The organism is Pseudomonas sp. LPB0260 (assembly GCF_013388395.1).
The window spans coordinates 4646814-4664200 of sequence record NZ_CP058247.1 but is presented as its reverse complement, the minus strand read 5'-3'; the positions used below and the strand labels follow the sequence as shown (position 1 = coordinate 4664200).

The window sequence follows — 17387 nt, the reverse complement described above, 5'->3', positions numbered from 1 at the left end:
CTATGGACATCCTAAAAGCCTACGAAACGAGTAAAAAAATCTCTGCCGGGATAGATAACGGCTCGCTTTGCTGCGAAATACCGCAAATAGTCATTGGCGTATTCTTTGACGGCACTGGAAATAACAAAGACAACGACCGCGGTAGCTCAACCAGAGCTATGACAAATATCGCAAAACTCTCCGATATCTATGATGAAATCCCCAGCAACCATCAATACAGGATATATATTGAAGGCATCGGAACGGTTAACGATGGTGACGATAGCGTTGTTGGCCTTGCTTTTGCGATGGGTGCAACAGGTGGTGAAGCAAGACTGCATAGCGCCCGCAAGCAGTTGCACGAATTAATCGAAAAAATACCGGAGCACCCTGGCGAAATTGTTTTCGATGTCTTCGGCTTTAGTCGAGGCGCCGCTCTGGCTCGCCATTTCGTCAATATGATCAATCATGGCCTGCCTGATTTTAACGGCAAGAAAGAAACCGTTTCGCTGTGGGACGTCCAGCTCAACCCCAATCTATTGATGGCTCGCAAGCCATATAGCCAACACCGGGGCAGCGGCAAAGGTCCAACGCGGCGCGTGGTGGATATGTACCCGCGCAGCACGGTCAGAGCCCGGGTGCGCTTCGTCGGCCTGTACGACAGCGTCGGCTCCTTCTACTGGCCGGGCAACGATGATGAGGGCAACTTCAACCTCAACCTGAAGGCCGAGTCCGCCCAGTACGTCTACCACCTGGTCGCCGGCCAGGAGGTGCGCGAGAAGTTCCCGCTGACCTCGGTGAAGAATGGCCCCTCGGCACCCGCGCATTTCGTCGAACTGACGGGCGTGGGCGTGCATTCGGATATCGGCGGCGGCTATGCCGACCCCGCCCGCGACCCGGCGAATATCGAGCGCGTGGTTCGCGAGCGCTACAGCCTCAGCGGCTTCGAGCCCAAGGAGCGGGCGCAGAAGCATGCGGTCATCGCCCATGCCCGCGCCAAGGCTGACGCCAATGGCTGGACGTGCGAGGTGCGCGGCAACACCGTCTACCTGGTCGAAGAGCGCCATACCCGCCCGCAACTGGCGCACTTGGGCCTGCACCGCATGCATCGGGAGGCGCTGTCGCGCCAGGTTCCCTTCGACGAACTGCCTGACAACGAGCTGCATCGCATTCCCGACGACCTCAAGCCCTATGCCGAGCAGTCCTTCGACCCGGCGGGGCATGCCCGTGCCTTGGCGGCGATCGAGGCGCTCGATCCGCCCTATATCCACACCTCGGCCTTCCGCTACCCGCTGGGTGTCGAGCAGCTGCCGCACACCCCGGAAAAGTCCGGCACGCGGCGCATCTTCCCCAACCTGCCGGAGAAGGCCAGCTGATGCCGCGCCTGCCATCCGCCCCGCCCCCATTCGAACCGCAAGGAGCCCCTTCGATGTTGCACCGCACCTACTCCTCCGCCCTGCTCGCCCTGGCCCTGTGTCTGGCCGGCTGCAGCGGCAACTACAAGTACAGCGACGACGCCTACCGCCCCCTGGGCGATCCGCAAGCCGAAACTCGCGGCAACTGACCGCCAGGAGCAAAACACCATGGAACTGGTCTTCGATGTGGTCAGTGCACAGCAGTTCGTGCCAGGTCTAATGACCACCAAAACCTTTAAGCAGGCCGGCGGCATTATCGGCCGGGCGCAGGACTGCGACTGGGTGATCCCCGATCGCAAGCGTGTGCTGTCCGGGCGGCATGCCGAGGTGAGCTACCGCGACGGCGCCTTCTACCTGACCGACACCAGCAGCAACGGCGTGCAGCTCAAGGACAGCGGCGCCAGCCTGCGCAAGGGCGAGCCGCAGCGCGTCGAGCATGGCAGCGTGTACTGCCTCGGCGACTTCGAGATCCGCGCGCGGCTGATCCGCGACCCGGCGCTGTTCGAGGGCGATATCGGTCGGCCGCAGCCGGCCGGCAGCATCATCCCCGACGATGCCTTCCTCGACCTCGACCCGCTCACCGCCCTGGAGCAGCAGGAGCGGGTGTACGCCGAGGTCGACGACCTCACCGCGATCATCCGCCCGCGTTCGGTGCCGGTGCAGCAGCGCGACTACGCGCAGATCGACGAGGAGAACCTGCGGGTGCCGGAACTGGTGATGCCCACCCCGGCGCCGCAGCCCAAGCCCGCCCCCGAGCCGCAGCGCCTGCCGCCGAGCTTCTGGGAGAAGTTCGGCGAGGCCCTGGGGGTGCGCCTCGACGACCTCGACGACGACGCCCGCGAAGCCCTGGCGCTGAACGCCGCCAAGCTGCTCAAGCAGAGCGTCGGCAGCCTGCAGCAGAGCCTGCGCACCCGCAGCGAGCTGAAGAACGAGATGCGCCTGGCCCTGACCACGGTGCAGAGCGCCGGCAACAACCCGCTCAAGCACAGCGGCGATGCCGGCGAGGCGCTAAGCGCCCTGCTGCGTGGCGGCAAGGCCGGCCAGCTGCCGGCCGAACAGGCGATCAACCGCGGCTTCCGCGACCTGCAGGCGCACCAGGTGGCGCTGCTGGCGGCCAGCCGCGCGGCGGTCAAGGGCCTGTTCGAGCAGCTGTCGCCGGAGCAGCTGGCGCTGCGTTTCGAGCGCGAGGGGCGCAAGCCGCTGATCGCCACCGCCGGCAGCCGCTGGCGGGCCTACCGGCGCCTGCACGGCGCGCTGCAACAGAACGACGACTGGAGCGAACGCCTGTTCGCCCGTGATTTCGCCCAGGCCTACGAAGAACAGGTGCGCCTGATCGCCACCCTCAACACCGACGCTCAAGGATGATCCCCATGTTCCGCTTACCCCTTTTCGCCCTGCTCGCCAGCCTGCTGGCCCTGGCCGGCTGCTCGGCGCTGTCGCCCTACTCGAAGATGACCAAGCTCGACCTCGAGCTCAGCGGCAGCGAGCAGCTCAACCCGGACCTCAATGGCCGGCCCTCGCCCATCGTCCTGCGCCTGATCGAGCTCAAGCACCCGGTGGCCTTCGAGAACGCCGACTTCTTCTCCCTCTACCAGCGGCCGAAGAAGGCCCTGGCACCGGACCTGGTGACCCAGGAAGAGCTTGAGTTGCGGCCGGGCGAAACCCGCCGTCTGAGGCTCTCCGTACAGGACGGCAGCCGCTACGTCGGCGTGCTCGCCGCCTACCGTGACCTGCCGGAAACCAGCTGGCGCTACGTCATCCCGCTGCAGGCGCAGGCGCGCAACCAGATCGCCCTGACCCTGGATGCCCAGGGCATCCAGGCGCTCGACGACAACCAGGACGAGGACTGAGCCATGACCATGCACAAGGTGGTCTGGCAGGAAGGCATGCTGCTGCGCCCGCAGCACTTCCAGCAGAGCGACCGTTACTACGAGCACCAGCTCAAGACCCGCACGCAGAAGCTGGCCAGCTACGCCTGGGGCTTCTTCGAGCTGGAGATCGACCGCCAGTTCCTCAACATGGGCAAGCTGGTGGTGAGCAAGGCCAGTGGCGTGCTGCCCGATGGCAGCCTGTTCGACATCGGCGCCGAGCGCGAGCCGCTGGCCCTGGACGTGCCGCCGAATACCGGCAATACCCCGGTGTACCTGGCCCTGCCGCTGGTCACCGGCAACCATATCGAGAGCCGCCGCCCCGAGCAGCAGGACGTGCTGGCGCGCTACACCGCCTTCGACGAGGAAGTGGCCGACTCCAACGCCGGCGACAGCGCCTCCAGCCAGGTCAGCTGCGGCCGTCCGGACTTCCGCCTGCTGCTCGGCGAGCAGCAGAGCGACCAGGCCTACGTCAAGCTGCAGCTGTGCGAGGTGCTGGACACCACCCCGGACGGGGTCATCAGCCTCGACCCGGAGTTCATCCCCACCTACGTCAATTTCCAGGCCTCCGGCTACCTGCTGTCCTGCCTCAAGGAGGTGATCAGCATGCTCGGCCACCGCGGCGACATCCTCGCCGAGCGCATCCGCGCCACCGGCAAGGTCGGCGGCGCCGAGGTCGGCGACTTCATGATGCTGCAGCTGATCAACCGCTTCGAACCGGTGCTGCGCCACTACCTGGGCATCGAGCAGGTGCACCCGGAACAGATCTACCGCGAGCTGCTGGGCCTGCTCGGCGAACTCGCGACCTTCTCCAGCGAGACCAAGCGCCCGCGCCTGGACAGCCGCTACCAGCACAGCGACCAGGGCTTGAGCTTCCGCAAGCTGATGGACGCGATCCGCCAGGTGCTGTCGATGGTGCTGGAGCAGCATGCCATCGAGCTGCTGCTGCAGCAGCGCCAGTACGGCATCCAGGTGTCGCCGCTGCACGACCACAAGCTGCTCGGCACCTCCGCCTTCGTCCTCGCCGCCAGCGCCCAGTGCGATTCGGAGGAGCTGCGCCAGCGCCTGCCGGCGCACCTGAAGATCGGTCCGGTGGAGCGCATCCGCCAGCTGGTCAACCTGCACCTGCCGGGGATCAAGGTCAAACCGCTGCCGGTGGCGCCACGGCAGATTCCCTTCCACTCCGGCAAGACCTACTTCGCCTTGGAGCTCGGCTCCGAGGACCTGGCGCAGCTGGAAAGCTCCGGCGGCTTCGCCTTCCACGTGTCCGGCGAGTTCTCCGGGCTTGAGCTGAAATTCTGGGCGATCAGGAACTGATATGACGACCAAGGACATGGAATACGGCCAGGACGACAAGACCGTCATCCTCAACCGCCAGGGCGACGCCCCGGCGCACAGCCCGCTGACCGACTTCGCCGCGGCGCCGAAATTCGAGCAACTGGAGGAGCGGATGATCTACGCCGCGCGCCTGCGCCCGGCGGAGAGCTTCAACATCAGCCTCAACCCGCTGGTGGCCGCGGCCTCCGCGCTGCTCTCGGAGGTGGTGCGGCTCAAGCACAGCTTCGACAGCGAGGACCTGCACAGCCTGCACCAGCGCCTGTCCGGCGCGATCAAGCTGTTCGAGCACCGCGCCCTGCACGACGGCGCCGAGAGCAGCCAGGTGATGGCCGCGCGCTACGTGCTGTGCACCGTGGTCGACGAGGCGGTGGTGACCACCCCCTGGGGCAACGAGAGCGAATGGTCGCAGATGAGCCTGCTGTCCTCCTTCCACAACGAGACCTTCGGTGGCGAGAAGTTCTTCCAACTGCTCGAGCGCCTGTCGCGCAACCCGGTCAAGCACCTGCCGATGCTCGAGCTGATGTACCTGTGCCTGTCGCTCGGCTTCGAAGGCAAGTACCGCGTGCTGCCACGCGGCATGCTCGAGCTGGAGGCGGTGCGCGACAGCCTGTACCGGCAGATCCGCCAGATGCGCGGCGACGTGCCGCGGGAGATCTCGCCGCACTGGCAGGGCCTCAAGGACACCCGCCGGCGCCTGGTGCGCATCGTCCCCTGGTGGCTGGTGGCGCTGCTGACCCTGGTCAGCCTCGGGGTGATCTATGGCGGTTTCGCCTGGGTCCTGGGCGAGCAGCGCGCGACCGTTCTGCAGCCGTACGAGCAACTCGACCCGTCCGCGGGTGCACTCATGGATGATCTGAAATGAAGAGCTTTTTCGGCAAGTTAGCCGCATTTTTCCGCAAGACCTGGGTCTGGAGCCTGTGCCTGGTGCTGCTCCTGGCCCTGCTGGTGTGGTTCGTCGGTCCGCTGCTGGCGGTCGACGACTACAAGTTCTGGGAACCCGCCACCAGCCGCCTGCTGAGCATCAGCGCGCTGTTCCTGCTGTGGGGCCTGGCCATGGTCTTCGCCAGCTGGAAGGCCACGGCGCGCAAGAAGGCCGCGCAAGACGACGCCGACGCCCAGGAGCGCCTGCGCCGCGAGGGCCTGATCGACGAAGAGCAGCTCGAGCTGCGCAACCGCTTCAATGACGCCCTGCGCACCCTCAAGCGCTCCAGCCTGTACCGCGGGCGCAGCGAGAAATGGCGCAACGAGCTGCCCTGGTACCTGCTGCTCGGCCCCCAGGGCAGCGGCAAGACCAGCCTGCTGGACTTCTCCGGCCTGGACTTCCCGCTCAACCGCGGCGACAACCAGCGCCTGACCAAGGATGTGTCCGGCACCCGCTACGCCGACTGGTACTTCGCCGACCACGCGGTGCTGATCGACACCTGCGGCCGTTACCTGAGCCAGCCCGACCCGCTGGTCGACGGGCGCGCCTGGGACTTCCTGCTCGGCCTGCTGCGCAAACGCCGCGCGCGGCCACTGAATGGCGTGCTGGTGAATATCCCGGTCGAGCAGCTGCAGGGCGGCAGCGAAGTCGAGCTGGAGAACCTGGCGCGGCAGACCCGCCAGCGCCTGCACGAGATCCACCAGCGCCTGGGCGCCAGCGTGCCGGTCTACCTGGTGCTGAGCAAGGCCGACAAGGTGCTGGGCTTCGACGAGTTCTTCGACCAGCTGTCGCGCGAGGAAAGCGAACAGGTGCTCGGCGCCAGCTTCCGCAAGGAACAGGACGCCACCGACGTCACCGTGGTGCGCCAGGAATTCGAGGAACTATTGCGTCGCCTCAACAGCCAGGTGATCCTGCGCATGCATCAAGAGCGCGACACCCAGCGCCGCGGCCGTATCCTCGACTTCCCGCACCAGCTCGGGCAGATCGGCGAGCGCCTGTGCCTGTTCATCGAGCTGGCCTTCAGCGGCAACCGCTACCAGCGCGCCAGCCAGTTGCGCGGCTTCTACCTGACCAGCGCCCCGCAGCTCGGCGACCAGCTCGACCCGAGCACCAGCGGCATCGGCCGCAACCTCGGCCTGGCCAGCAGCGCCCTGCCGACCTTCCGCAGCGGCCGCGCGCGCTTCATCCACCAGCTGCTCGACCGGGTGATCTTCCCCGAGGCCGAGCTGGCCGGCCTGGACCAGAAGGAGGTGCGGCGCATCGACTGGGGCCAGCGCGCCATGTACGCCGGCGCCTTCGCCGTGCTCGCGCTGTTCGGCGCCCTCTGGGCGAGCGGCTTCTCGAGCAACCACGGGCGCCTGGAGCAGCTGCGCGAGATCGCCCAGCAGCTAACCCGCCAGCATGATGCGGTGGCCGCCCAGGACGACGCCCTGCGCACCCTCGAGGCGCTGGACAGCAGCTATGCCGCCACCCGCGTGTTCCCGCCGGTCGACCAGCTGTCCTACCTGCAGCGCGGCGGCCTGTACCAGGGCGAGGCGCTCGCACCGACCCTGCAGCGCGCCTACCGCGGCGAACTGGAGAACCTGCTGCTGCCACGGGTCGCGCGCCAGCTGGAGGCGCAGATCCGCGCCAACCTCGGTGATCGAGAGCGTCTGCTCAACAGCCTGCGCGCCTACCTGATGCTCAACCTGGAAGAGCGTCGCGACGTGGCCTTCCTGCAGGAATGGCTGGCGGCCGACTGGTCGCTGCGCTACAGCGGCAACAGCGCCGCCCAGCGCGGCCTCAACCAGCACTTCGAGCGCCTGCTGGCCGAGCCCTTCGCGCCCTACGCGCTGAACGCACCGCTGGTGGCCCAGGCGCGCCAGGTGCTGCGCAGCGAGTCGCTGGCGGCGGTGGTCTACCGCATGCTCCGCGAGCAGGCGCGCAGCCTGCCGGACTACCGCCTGAGCCAGAAGCTCGGCCCCCAGGCCGGACTGTTCGTCGGCAGCGACTACGCCATCCCCGGCTTCTACACCCAGGCCGGCTACCAGAAACTGTTCGTCGCCCAGGGCGGCGACCTGGTGCGCGACATCCTGCGTGACAACTGGGTACTCGGCGAAGGCGACAGCCTGAGCAGCAACGACCTCGGCCGCCTGCTGGTGGAGATGGAGCAGCTGTACTTCCGCGACTACGCCAACTACTGGGGCGAGGCCCTGGCCCAGCTGAGCCTGGAGCCGATCGCCAGCGCCAACCAGGGCGCCCTGCAGCTGGCCGGCCTGACCGCCGCCAACTCGCCGCTGCTGCAACTGCTGGTGGAGGTGCGCGACAACACCCGCTTCAAGGGCCTGGCCGAGGCCGCCGATGACGCCGGCGCCGCCGCCGAGGCGTTGCAGGGCGCCAAGGGCAAGCTGGGCAAGGCCGCCAAGCTGGCCAGCGCCGCGGCGCAGCAGGCCCAGGCCGCCCTGGTCAAGAACCTGCCGGACACCGCGCGCAAGACCCTGGAACGGCGCTTCGAGCCGCTGCACCGCCTGCTCGACGACAACGGCGGTGCCGGCGCCGAACTGGCCGGCAGCCTGCAGGCGCTCGACGCCCTGCAGCTGCAACTGGCCGGCCTGGCCCACTCCAGCGCCCCGGAACAGGCCGCCTTCGAGCTGGCCAAGGCACGCATGAGCGGCCGCCGCGACGCCATCAACCAGCTGCGCGGCAGCGCCGCCCGGCTGCCCCAGCCGATCGGCAACTGGCTCGCTTTGCTCGCCGAGGACAGCTGGATGCTGGTGCTGGGCGACGCCTACCACTACCTCAACCAGCGCTACCAGAGCGAGCTGTACGCCGCCTACGACGGCGCGCTGAAGCAGCGCTACCCGTTCAGCGCGCACAGCGAGAGCGAGGTGGCGATCGCCGACTTCCGCGAGTTCTTCAAGGGCCAGGGCATCGCCCAGCGCTTCTTCGACGGCTACCTCAAGCCCTTCGTCAGCGGCAGCGCCGGCCAGTACCGCCTGCGCCAGGTCGATGGCCGCGGCCTGCCGCTGTCGCGCGAGTTCCTGCTGCAGATGAGCCACGCGCAGACCATCCGCCGCAGCTTCTTCGCCGAGGACCCGAACGAACCCAAGGTGCTGTTCAAGCTCGAGCCCTATTCGCTGGACTCCAGCCTCAGCCGCGCCGACTTCCGCTTCGGCAGCCAGCAACTGGAGTACCGCCACGGACCGATCGTGCAGACCGCCTTCCACTGGCCGGCCGAAGCCGACGAGGGCCGCACCAGCCTGGTGGTCGAGGAGCTCGGCGGGCGCCGCGTGGGCATCGAGAAGAACACCGGGCCCTGGTCGCTGTTCCGCCTGCTCGACCTGATGAAGGTCGACTACCACAGCGGCCGCGACGTGCTGATGCTCAAGGCCGACCTCGGCGGCCTGCGCGCCAACTACCTGCTGCACAGCCAGCGCTCGCCGAACCCCTTCGACCTCGGCCTGCTGCGCAGCTTCAAGCTGCCGGCGACGCTCTGATGCCGGCAGTCGCCGTGAGCACCTGGCGCAGCGCCGCGCGCACCGACACCGGCAAGGTCCGCGCGCGCAACGAGGACGCCTTCCTGGCCCTGCCGGAGCAGGGCCTGTGGGCGGTCGCCGACGGCATGGGCGGCCACCAGAACGGCGCCCTGGCCAGCCGCCTGATCGTCGAGCAGCTGGCCGAGCTGCCCGCCGAGGGCGGCCTGCAGCAGCGCCTGGGACGGCTGCGCCAGTGCCTGCACGGGCTCAACCGGCACCTCAGCCAGGCCCTCACGGTCACCGCCGAACGCCCGGACACGGTGATCGGCAGCACCGTGGTCGCGCTGCTGGTGGAGGGCGCACGCGCCGCCTGCATCTGGGCCGGCGACAGCCGCTGCTACCTGTGGCGCGGCGGCCGCCTGTATCAGCTCAGCCGCGACCACTCGCTGCGCCAGCAGCTGATCGACGAACAGGGCCTGGCGCCCCAGGAAGCCGCGCGGCATCCGGCGGCCCATGCCCTGACCCGCGCCATCGGCGCCAGCGAGACGTTGCAGCTGGACATCCTCGAGCTGGACGTGCTGCCCGGCGATGCCTTCCTGCTGTGCAGCGACGGCCTGTACCAGGGCCTGTCGGTCGACGAACTGAGCGCCGCCCTCAACCTGCCCTCGCCGCAACTGGCGATGAACCGGCTGTTCCAACAGGCCCTCGACGGCCCGGCGCGGGACAACCTGAGCGCCGTGGTGATTCGCCAATGAGGACCGAGGAATGAGTGAAGCCTTGCTCGACGGCACGCCGGCACTCGGCGGCGAAGCCAGCGACCTGACCTACTTCGCCCTGGCCGCCACCGCGGCCCCGGCGCAGGCGGCGCCCGCCCACGAGCCGGTGCGACTCGGCGAGCTGCCGGAGGTACTCGGCGGCCGCTACCGCATCGAACGCCTGCTCGGCGTCGGCGGCATGGGCGCGGTGTACCGTGCCCGCGACCTGCTGCGCGAACAGTTCGGCGACCCCGAGCCCTATGTCGCGGTCAAGACCCTGAGCGACGACTTCGCCGAGTACCCGGACGCCAATACCCTGCTGTACAGCGAGTTCGCCCTCACCGCGCGGCTCAGCCACCGCCATGTGGTGCGCCTGTTTGGCTTCGAGGTGGACCTGCCGAGCCAGCGCGCCTTCCTCACCCTGGAACTGCTCAAGGGTCCGACCCTCGATCAGCTGCTGGGCGAGCGTCCCGAGGGCCTGAGCTGGGCCGAATTGCACGAGATCGCCATCGCCCTGCTCGAGGCCCTGAGCTACTCGCACGACCAGGGCGTGCTGCACGGCGACCTCAAGCCCAGCAATGTGATGCTCGCCGCCGACGGCCTGCGCCTGTTCGACTATGGTCTCGGCCAGCCGCTGGAGGGGCTGCTGCCCGGTCTGCCGCGCCTGTGCCGCAGCCGCTTCGCCGCCTGGACGCCGCGCTACGCCGCGCTGGAACTGCTCGACGGCGCGCCGCTGTCCGCCGCCGCCGATGTCTATGCCCTGGCCTGCGTGCTGTACGAGCTGAGCAGCGGTCGCCACCCGTTTCGCCGCCTCAGCGCCAAGCAGGCCAAGGCCATGCAGCTGGACAACGACCTGTCACGGCCGCCCCAGCTGCCGCCCCACTGCTGGCACGCCCTGCGCACGGCCCTGGCGTTCGATCCGGCGCAACGCAACATCGGCTGCGCCGAGCTGCTCGAAGCATTTCGCACGCCGCCGCCAACGCGGCTGCAACGCTGGCTGCGCCCGGCGCGCTGACGGCCCCCATGGATGAGTTCTGCACAAGGAAATCGCAATGTTCAACCCGGCCAATGAAAGCCATTTCAGCCTGAGCATCGAGGGCGTCGAGCACGACCTGCAGGTGCTCGCCTTCAACGGTCGCGAGGCGATCAGCCAGCCCTACGCCTTCGAGCTGGAGCTGGTCAGCGAACGCCCCGACCTCGACCTGCAGAGCCTGCTGCACCAGCGCGCCTTCCTCGCCTTCAGCCCGGATGGCCCGGGCATCCATGGGCTGATCCATCGAGTGGCCCAGGGCGAATCCGGCAAGCGCCTGACCCGCTACAGCCTGCGCATCGTGCCGCAGCTGGCCTACCTGGCCCATCGTCACAACCAGCGCATCTTCCAGCACCTGACGGTGCCGCAGATCGTCGCCACGGTGCTGGAGGAACACGGCATCCTCGCCGACGCCTACCGCTTCCAGCTCGGCCCCACTGTCTACCCCGAGCGCGACTACTGCGTGCAGTACGACGAGAGCGACCTGCACTTCGTCCAGCGCCTGTGCGAGGAGGAAGGCATTCACTACCACTTCCGGCACAGCACGGACGGCCATGTACTGGTGTTCGGCGACGAGCAGAGCGCCTTCGCCAGGCTCGGCCAGCCCACCGCCTACCTGCAGGACAACGGCATGACCGCCGATGAGCCGGTGATCAAGCGCCTGCGGGTACGCCTGGAAACCCGCACCAGCCGCACCACCCGCCGCGACTACGACTTCGAGCAACCACGCCTGCTGATGCAGGCGGCGCACAAGGCCGAGCGCGACCCCGAGGCCGCGCCGCTGCCGGACCTGGAGGACTACGACTACCCCGGGCGCTTTGTGGACCGCAAGCGCGGCAAGCACCTGAGCCAGCGCCAGCTGGAGCGACATCGCGCCGACTACCGCCTGGCCGAAGGTCGCAGTGACCAGCCCAGGCTGGTCAGCGGCCACCTGCTGGAAATCTCCGAGCACCCGCGCCGCGAGTGGAACGACCTGTGGCTGCTCACCGAGGTCGTCCATGAGGGCAAGCAGCCCCAGGTGCTGGAAGAGTCGGTGACCCACGACGTGCAAATCGCTGATGGTTTCACTCAGGGCTACCGCAACCGCTTCACCGCCACCCCCTGGGACGTGCCCTTCCGCCCGCCGCTGGCCCACCTCAAGCCGCGCGTGCTCGGCAGCCAGAGCGCGGTGGTCACCGGCCCGGCCGGCGAGGAGATCCACTGCGACCAGTACGGCCGGGTCAAGGTGCAGTTCCACTGGGACCGCCACGGCCAGGCCGACGACAAGACCAGCTGCTGGCTGCGCGTGTCCAACAGCTGGGCCGGTGACGGCTATGGCGCCATCGCCATCCCGCGCATCGGCATGGAAGTGCTGGTGACCTTCCTCGAAGGCGACCCCGACCAGCCCCTGGTCACCGGCTGCCTGTATCACAAGGAACACGTGGTGCCCTACGACCTGCCGGCGAACAAGACCCGCACGGTATTCAAGACCCTGAGCAGCCCGGGTGGCGGCGGCTACAACGAACTGCGCATCGAGGACCGCAAGGGCGCCGAGCAGATCTACCTGCACGCCCAGCGCGACTGGGACGAGAACATCGAGCACGACCAGCGCATCCGCGTCGGCCACGAACGCCACGACACCGTCGAGGCCAACAGCTATACCGAGCTGCAGGCCGAGGAGCACCTCACGGTGCACGGCGACCGCAGGGTCCAGGTCAAACCCGACGACCACCTCACGGTCGGGCAGAACCAGCACATCAAGCTCGGCAGCGCCCAGCTGACCAAGGCCGGTCGGGAAATCCACCTCAAGGCCGGGCAGAAGATGGTGATCGAAGCCGGCACCGAACTGACCCTCAAGGCCGGCGGCAGCTTCATCAAACTCCACCCCGGCGGCATCACGATTTCCGGCCCCCTGGCCAAGATCAACGCCGGCGGCGCGCCGGGCAAGGGCTCGGGCATCAAGATCAAACCGCCGGTACTGCCGGGGGCAGCGGACAGCGACAAGGCGGGCAACCTGCTGGACGAGGCGCTGCTTAACCGGCTCGAACAGACCAAGAAGAAGCCCAAGCGCATGCTCAATTTCTCCGGCTGACAGGGATAGACGCAAGCCACCGCATGGCCTGCACACAAGGATTAGGGATTCGGAAAAATCATGGCAGACAGCAAACCGATCAACTGGGCGTATCCGTTTCCAAACACGGGGACAGCGATCAACCCTCTGCAGTATCTGACCAATATGGCCAAGGCCAGTGGTGGCTACTACCCGACTGGCGAAAACGGCCTATGGCATGGCGGCGTGCATTTCGACAAAGGCACCGCCGCAGTCTTCGATCAATCCAGCGTGCGCTGCATCGCCGACGGCGAGGTGATCGCCTACCGAATTAATGACAGCTACCCGATCAGCGAGTACCGCGACGATGTTCCCATGGTCAAGCGCGCACCATTTTCTTCGGGGTTCGTCCTGGTCAAACATAAGCTTCAGCCCCCCCGGCCGAGCAACGGAGGCGCAACAACCAGCGAACAGTCCCCCCCCGCGCTGACCTTTTACAGCCTGTATATGCACCTGCAGGATTGGGCCGCCTATCAGGCCAAATCAAGCCTCCCCCGGCCAACATTCTGGGGGGCGGACACGTATATAGTCGACACCAAGGATCAAGGCCTCAATGTCCGTGCCGAGCCCAACACCAACGGGGCGAAATTGGCGGTGCTAAGCAAAGGTGCGCAGGTTACCGTCAGCCATTCAGGGGGCGATTTCTGTAAGTTGCTCAGCATCGTCAGCGGTGCAGCCGAAGCGGCCCTGACGCCAGACAGCGAAGGCAAGCTACCCGGCTTTGTCGCCTTCAAATTGCTCAAAGCCCAGCTCGAACCCAAAGCCAAGGACAGTGTGGTGGTGCTGGACACAGGCATCGCGATCAAGGCCGGCGACCTGATCGGTCATCTAGGCACCTATCAAAACCACAACGGCGCAGCACAACCTCTGCTGCATCTGGAAGTGTTCAGCTGCGAAGACGTGCCTGGCTTTATCAGCAAAAGCCGAGCCTGGGCCCGTACCCTGCCAGATGCCGATAAAACCCTGCTCAAGGTCCACAAGGATGCCAGCCGGCTGATCGCGCACCGTGACGATATCAAGCCCGACAACCCACCCAAACAAGGCGATCCGGGCAACCGGATCGGTGTAGACCTGATCATTCCGCAAGCCTTGCTGGACGGATTGCCGGCCACCCACAAAATCAAGGTCAGCAACGCGGCCTCCGGCAGCAGTACGACCAACACAACCAACTGGTGGCGCCTGGACGGGCTGTTCGCCGACAAGGATGGCAACCCCATCAACGGCTGGCTTGCTGAACAGGACCTCATCACCACGCGCCATAGCCCATGGGAATGGCCAGGTTTCCAATGCATCGAAGACACTGGCACACCGGTCGAAAAGCTCGCCTATACCTTCAACGCCAAAGGCATGCTGAGTGAGGAGGAAAAGCAAAACTATCGCACCCAGATCAACAAGGCCGACGGCGGCCCTGTCCTCGCCATTGCCCGTCTCTTCGACATCGTCGACAGCGACAAAGACGGCGTACTAACCAGCGACGAAATTCGCGCAGCCCTCGGCAAACCCTGGCACGCCCAAGTGCTGGGTCAACTCATCACCAAGTACGAGAGCGAGTGGTACTGGGACAAGAGCAAATGGGACGAACTCGACCCGTTGCTGGCAGAGGAACCCGGCAAGCCGAACCAAATCTGGGAGATTGAGAAACAGCGGATCGAGAAGCTGAGTTGGTGGAGCGATCTGGCAGGCCAGCATGGGATTAGCGGGGATGGGAAGGCGTGGCATTTTCAAGTAATAGGGCTAATTGGTAGTTTCAGCCTCCTAGACGATGAGAATGATCTTAAGTGGCTAAAAGTTCCGCGTGGACAGCTAACATTCGACGTAGAAGGAAATGACATTACCAACTCAATTCATTTCAGCCGTGTGGCTCACTGGCCCAGGGGTGCTTCAGGGGTGACCATCGGGAGAGGCTATGACCTTGGCCAGCGCCCTAACCCAGAAGCTGATCTTACAGAAGCAGGTGTGCCAGAGCCTCTATTTAGCTGGCTAATAGGTGCCAAAGGCTTAAAAGGACAAGCTGCAAAAACATATTTAGATGGCGCAAGCGACGAAATTAAAAAATTCCAAATTACAAGAAAGCAGCAATATAAATTATTTATACCAGTTTATGAATTCATGAAGAGCGAAGTAATACGAATATCTGGATCACCCTCGAACATTGAAAGTTACGGATATCTTAACTGGAATGACATCAATAGTAAAATTCAAGACATTGCCGTCGATTTAATATATCGAGGCGACTACACTCCAAGCACCAGAAAACTAGTACAGCAACATATTGTTGACAATGACCTACCTGCGCTAAGCACAACAATCGCTGATAACTCAAAATGGCCTGGCGTACCAAGCGATCGATTTAATAGACGAGCAAGCTACCTGAGATAATACATGAGAAAAATATCCGAATTATTTATCCTGGCATTTCTCCCAACAGTAGCCATTGGCGGTGAGGTTGATTATTCAAAAATAGCCGAAGCAAGCTCTGCGCGAATCGGAGATACACTCGTACGATACTCCAGGCTATATGAAGAACCATGCGCATACATTCAAATAATTAACCCGAAAAACTGGCAAGCAACAGAAACAGCACGTATTTGCGAATTTAACGGCCTGTCTTTTGCTACGGAAGTTGCTGATGCATATTTTAGCAACCCTGAATTCTCCAAAAACGGCGTCCATCTACAGCTAAGCATAACGCCCTTGGAGCCTACAGGAGAACAAAACAAAAGATGCTTCGTACCGATTCAAAACAAACACATCGGGACTCTCGAATGCATAGATAGCAATTAGACTAGCCGTCCCGAATCAACAGAACAATAAGAGGCAAGGAACAGAGGACAGACCACGACTTATTAGGGAAAGGGGACAACTCTATTTGTGGCAGGTGGCGCACGCTTCTGGATAAATAAATCTTCCTACACTCCCAACATAGCGGCATTCTTCTAATAAGCCAGAAAATCCATATACGGATAAATATACGAATGGAAAAAGATAGATTTATTTATACGACTGCCCACATTCCAAACAAATGAAACTGCAATTTTTCTCGCCTCCGGATTTTTGCCCACAGTTGAGTTTAATTAATGCGCAATATCAGTATGTGCTTTGTTATTATTTTTCTTACAGCCGCGCAGGCAATGGCTGCATGCCGTACGCCTACAGATGATTTCAATGGGTTGCGCTGCTTAAGTGAAGCCTATAAAAACTCAGACATATCTCTAAATCAATCTTATACCAAACTCATATCGTCGCTAGACATGAAAGGCAAGCAGGTTGCTAGAGAAAGCCAGCTAAGTTGGATCAGATTGAGAGATGGTCAGTGCGGATATAGGCAGCCTTATCAGTTTTTATTTGATATGGACTGTGCAATAAAAATCACCCAAGAGCGAAATTTATATCTGCGGGAACTGCAGAATGAGTGCAGAGGACCAGATTGCCTCTACAGCGATCCAGGTCTGGCCCGGCGCATCGACATAAAAACTGCATTCTTGACCGGATTTCTGAGCTCAATAAAATCAAAAGATGTGAAGCGTTTTATGCAACACATGAACAAGGAATATCTTGAAGAACAACTCTATGGTTTTCTAAAAGGTGATTATGAATATTTTATTAATTCATTTCTTTGGGGTAGAAATACCCTTGACAATAGCTATGCCAATATAGCGATTGACTCAATAGAAGAAATCGAAATCACCTCATACAAAGCAAATCAAGACAACCCTTTAGCATTCAATGTTAAAGTACTCGTTTTTTGGAGGGAGGGAAAATCAGAGTGTGAATTCGTCATGCGTTTTGACCCTGATTCAGGAATATTTTCGATAATAGGAAGCTATGGTTAGACGCCAGGATTAAATGGGACAAAAAGGGGAAAGATTTATTAATCAAACAAATCTGCCCCCATTACTCATACAGCAACCACCACCCCGCCGCCCTGACCTCCTCACCGTCCACGGCAAACAGCAACTGGTCGTGTTGTCCGCGCCACTCATAGGCCCAGAGTTCGCCGCTAGGTTGGCCTTGCCAGTTGGTCTGGCGCAGGCCATCTGCGTATTCGGCCGCGGCGGGGGCTAAGACCCTATCCGGGGCGCCGAACAGGGTACGCAGTTGGCTGGCGTCGTAGCGCTCGGTCCAGGCTAGGTCGAGCAACTGCTGCATCAATTGGTGCTTGGCGCCCTGCCATTTGTCGACCTGGTCGTCCCACGCGCCGCCGGTGAAATGCCCCGGTTTGGCGCGCATCGCTTGCCACTTGTGGGCCAGGCGCTGGGCTTCGGTCGACAGCTGCGGCGCGGGTTCGGCGACGGCGCAGGCCGTCAGCAGGGCGGCCAAGCCACAGGCCGCCAGCTTGTCGAGCAGGCTGCCCAGCGCCGATCTTCGTGAATGCGACATATCCTTATATCTCCGTGATCGATTCGACACTTCCCGCGCGCGAAGTAACGGCAATTTAAGGCGCCGGCGCGGCCGTCATTTATCTGGCTGCCAACGCCGCGAAATCCTTCGCCATCCATCGGCGGCGCTAACCGATTGATTCGAAAAACCAGGCAA

General features: G+C 63.5%; 14 protein-coding genes. 13 read left to right on the top strand and 1 reads right to left on the bottom strand.

Annotated elements, in window-relative coordinates; translation table 11 throughout:
- Positions 1 to 2 precede the first annotated feature (2 nt).
- The 13 genes from LPB260_RS20795 (at position 3) to LPB260_RS20735 (ending at position 16684) form a co-directional block, all read left to right on the top strand.
- Positions 3 to 1355: a DUF2235 domain-containing protein gene (locus LPB260_RS20795; RefSeq protein WP_208707770.1), complete on the top strand. Its 1353-nt coding sequence runs from the start codon at positions 3 to 5 to the stop codon at positions 1353 to 1355.
- A 53-nt stretch (positions 1356 to 1408) separates the two neighbouring features.
- Positions 1409 to 1543: a type VI secretion protein gene (locus LPB260_RS20790; protein ID WP_208707769.1), complete on the top strand. Its 135-nt coding sequence runs from the start codon at positions 1409 to 1411 to the stop codon at positions 1541 to 1543.
- Positions 1544 to 1562: 19 nt separating this feature from the next.
- Positions 1563 to 2759 (top strand): type VI secretion system-associated FHA domain protein TagH, encoded by a 1197-nt coding sequence (gene tagH, locus LPB260_RS20785; protein ID WP_208707768.1) that lies wholly within the window; start codon positions 1563 to 1565, stop codon positions 2757 to 2759.
- 5 nt (positions 2760 to 2764) lie between these two features.
- On the top strand, positions 2765 to 3244 hold the full coding sequence (gene tssJ, locus LPB260_RS20780; protein WP_208707767.1) for a type VI secretion system lipoprotein TssJ: 480 nt from the start codon (positions 2765 to 2767) through the stop codon (positions 3242 to 3244).
- A gap of 3 nt (positions 3245 to 3247) precedes the next feature.
- Positions 3248 to 4579 (top strand): type VI secretion system baseplate subunit TssK, encoded by a 1332-nt coding sequence (tssK, locus tag LPB260_RS20775; RefSeq protein ID WP_208707766.1) that lies wholly within the window; start codon positions 3248 to 3250, stop codon positions 4577 to 4579.
- A 1-nt stretch (position 4580) separates the two neighbouring features.
- On the top strand, positions 4581 to 5462 hold the full coding sequence (gene icmH, locus LPB260_RS20770) for a type IVB secretion system protein IcmH/DotU (protein WP_208707765.1): 882 nt from the start codon (positions 4581 to 4583) through the stop codon (positions 5460 to 5462).
- The gene (gene tssM, locus LPB260_RS20765) at positions 5459 to 8998 is read left to right on the top strand and encodes a type VI secretion system membrane subunit TssM (RefSeq protein ID WP_208707764.1); all 3540 of its coding nucleotides are present in this window, start codon (positions 5459 to 5461) and stop codon (positions 8996 to 8998) included. Before icmH ends, tssM begins: the two co-directional genes overlap by 4 nt.
- The gene (locus LPB260_RS20760) at positions 8998 to 9732 is read left to right on the top strand and encodes a PP2C family serine/threonine-protein phosphatase (protein ID WP_208707763.1); all 735 of its coding nucleotides are present in this window, start codon (positions 8998 to 9000) and stop codon (positions 9730 to 9732) included. Before tssM ends, LPB260_RS20760 begins: the two co-directional genes overlap by 1 nt.
- Before the next feature lie 10 nt (positions 9733 to 9742).
- Positions 9743 to 10747 (top strand): serine/threonine-protein kinase, encoded by a 1005-nt coding sequence (locus tag LPB260_RS20755; protein ID WP_208707762.1) that lies wholly within the window; start codon positions 9743 to 9745, stop codon positions 10745 to 10747.
- Between the two features lie 37 nt (positions 10748 to 10784).
- The gene (tssI, locus tag LPB260_RS20750) at positions 10785 to 12833 is read left to right on the top strand and encodes a type VI secretion system tip protein TssI/VgrG (protein ID WP_208707761.1); all 2049 of its coding nucleotides are present in this window, start codon (positions 10785 to 10787) and stop codon (positions 12831 to 12833) included.
- 60 nt (positions 12834 to 12893) lie between these two features.
- Positions 12894 to 15230: a hypothetical protein gene (locus LPB260_RS20745; protein ID WP_208707760.1), complete on the top strand. Its 2337-nt coding sequence runs from the start codon at positions 12894 to 12896 to the stop codon at positions 15228 to 15230.
- 3 nt (positions 15231 to 15233) lie between these two features.
- A complete protein-coding gene (locus tag LPB260_RS20740) occupies positions 15234 to 15635 on the top strand; it encodes a hypothetical protein (protein ID WP_208707759.1) in 402 nt (133 codons plus the stop codon).
- Positions 15636 to 15928: 293 nt separating this feature from the next.
- Positions 15929 to 16684 (top strand): lysozyme inhibitor LprI family protein, encoded by a 756-nt coding sequence (locus tag LPB260_RS20735; protein WP_208707758.1) that lies wholly within the window; start codon positions 15929 to 15931, stop codon positions 16682 to 16684.
- Positions 16685 to 16745: 61 nt separating this feature from the next.
- Here the strand turns inward: LPB260_RS20735 and LPB260_RS20730 are convergent, their stop codons facing one another.
- Positions 16746 to 17231, bottom strand: coding sequence for a hypothetical protein (locus LPB260_RS20730; protein ID WP_208707757.1), 486 nt, complete (start codon positions 17229 to 17231; stop codon positions 16746 to 16748).
- Positions 17232 to 17387 lie beyond the last annotated feature (156 nt).